Genomic DNA, 2301 nt, shown 5'->3' with positions numbered 1-2301 from the left:
TGATGAAAAATATCCATGGCAACTTTGGACTTGTTATTTATTTTCATGTGCCTAATGAAAATAATTTAAGGTTGGTGATAATAAAAAATGAGTGATAAATCTTTAAAAAAGATAATAAAGGCTAAAATAAAAGCAAATAAAGAACTTACTGAGGCTGAAAAAATGAGGGAAAAAGTTAAGTATGAAATAGCGGAAGAACTTGGATTAATTGATAAGGTTAATAGAGAAGGCTGGGGAGGCTTATCATCGGAAGAAACTGGGCGAATCGGCGGGATAATGGCTAAACGAAAGAAGGGAAGTATACAATAAGCCCTTGGAAAGTAATTACTAATTTGACTAAGAAAATAATTACGATATAATATACTAGATGAATTAGTAAGTTAAAGTAAGGGCGTGATAAACTACATGGCATATAAAGAATTTGCAAATATATATGATGAATTAATATATGAGGATATCAATTATGATAAAGTTGCAGAAAAAGTTATAAAATTATGTAATGAGAATAATATAGATTTTGAAGATTATTTAGATTTAGCCTGCGGAACAGGTAATGTAGCGGTAAGGGTAGCAAAATACTTTAAAAATATATATGCAGTGGATTTATCAGATGATATGCTAAATATAGCTTTTGATAAATTTAAGAAAAATAAAGTCAAAGCAAAAGTAATACGTCAGGATATGAGTGAGTTAAATTTGAATAGAAAATTTAATCTTATAACTTCTGTTTTAGATTCTACTAATTACATAACAGAAGATAAAGATTTATTTGATTATTTTTCTAGTGTATATGAACATTTAAAAGATGATGGATTATTTATTTTTGATATAAATTCATATTATAAATTATCTACAGTTCTTGGAAATAATATATATACTTATAGTTCAGAAGAAATTTTTTATACATGGGAAAATTCATTCGAAGATGATGTATTAAATATGTTTTTAACTTTTTTTGTTAAGACAGAAAATGACCTTTATGAGAAATTTGAAGAAGAACATTTTGAAAGGGCTTACACTGAAGAATACATAGAAGAGGCCTTAAAAAAATGCAAATTCAAGATTGTTAATAAATTCGAAGGGTATTCGGATAAAGCTGTAAAAGAAAATAGTGAAAGAATACTTTATGTTGTAACAAAATAATGTTAAACTGATTAGATTCGGTAAAAGAATTTAAATGGATAAAACAATTTTAATTTAAATGAATTAGGAGATGAATTAATTATGCAAGATAAAATAGTTAGAGCAACGGCTAAAGGTGGAATGGTACGAATAATAGCTGGTATTACAACTAATTTAGTAAATGAAGGATGTAAGATACATGAGTGTACACCAGTGGCAGCAGCAGCGTTTGGAAGAATGTTAACTGCAGGAGTGTTAATGGGGACTACCTTGAAAAATGAAAAGGAATCAACAACCTTAAAGATAGATGGAAAGGGAGAAGTTAAAGGAATTACAGTAACAGCCAATAGCAAAGGTTTTGTTAAAGGGTTTATTGGAAATCCATATATTGATAGGCCTCTAAATGAAAAAGGGAAATTAGATGTTGGCGGAGCTATTGGAACAGATGGCATTTTATATGTAATAAAAGACTTAGGCTTAAAAGATCCCTATGTAGGACAAGTACCGATACAAACTGGTGAGATAGGAGACGATTTTGCATATTATTTCACTGTATCTGAGCAAACACCATCAGCAGTATCACTTGGTGTATTAGTTGATAGAGATTTATCTATAAAAGCCGCAGGAGGCTTTATAATTCAAATGATGCCAGGTGCAGATGAGCTTCTAGCAGATGTTATAACTTATAGATTAGAAGAAATTCCACCTATAACTACTATAATAAGTGAAGGGAAAACAGCCGAAGAAATTTTAGAGTATATTTTTGATGGAATGGATTTAAAAATATTAGATTCCTTGAACCCTGAATACAAGTGCGACTGTTCTAGAGATAGAGTTGAAAAAGCTTTGATCTCTATTGGAAGAGAGACACTTAAAGAAATATATGATGACAATAAGACAGAAGAGATTGTATGTAATTTCTGCAATACAAAATATGAGTTCACAAATGAAGAAATAGGTAAATTATTAAATAATAAGTAATAAAATTTAAATCAATGAAAAGAGGGCATGTATTTTATTAAAGATGTATGAATTTTAGAAGATTAAACTAGAATTCTTATAACAATAAATGTATGTCCTCTATTTTGATTATTTCTAAGGTACAATAACATTAAAGCACCATCAAATAAATAACAAGTCAATTTACCTCCTTGCCTGATGAAAAATATTCAAGGCAAC

At 29.0% G+C, this 2301-nt stretch carries 3 protein-coding genes; all 3 read left to right on the top strand.

Annotation, left to right across the window (positions count from 1 at the left end):
• Positions 1-87 precede the first annotated feature (87 nt).
• A complete protein-coding gene (locus tag CLOBL_RS27080) occupies positions 88-309 on the top strand; it encodes a small, acid-soluble spore protein, alpha/beta type (protein ID WP_009170855.1) in 222 nt (73 codons plus the stop codon).
• 96 nt (positions 310-405) lie between these two features.
• Positions 406-1143: a class I SAM-dependent methyltransferase gene (locus CLOBL_RS27075; RefSeq protein WP_077861824.1), complete on the top strand. Its 738-nt coding sequence runs from the start codon at positions 406-408 to the stop codon at positions 1141-1143.
• Positions 1144-1224: 81 nt separating this feature from the next.
• On the top strand, positions 1225-2103 hold the full coding sequence (hslO, locus tag CLOBL_RS27070) for an Hsp33 family molecular chaperone HslO (RefSeq protein WP_077861823.1): 879 nt from the start codon (positions 1225-1227) through the stop codon (positions 2101-2103).
• Positions 2104-2301 lie beyond the last annotated feature (198 nt).

It is taken from the genome of Clostridium sp. BL-8 (assembly GCF_002006495.1).
Taxonomy (GTDB): Bacteria; Bacillota; Clostridia; order Clostridiales; family Clostridiaceae; genus Clostridium.
This window is presented reverse-complemented; position numbering and strand designations above follow the sequence as displayed.

What these genes read in the sequence shown, in the direction of transcription:
- hslO (WP_077861823.1), top strand. Translation starts at nt 1,225, where the DNA reads ATGCAAGATAAAATAGTTAGAGCAACGGCTAAAGGTGGAATGGTACGA.
- CLOBL_RS27080 (WP_009170855.1), top strand. Translation starts at nt 88, where the DNA reads ATGAGTGATAAATCTTTAAAAAAGATAATAAAGGCTAAAATAAAAGCA.
- CLOBL_RS27075 (WP_077861824.1), top strand. Translation starts at nt 406, where the DNA reads ATGGCATATAAAGAATTTGCAAATATATATGATGAATTAATATATGAG.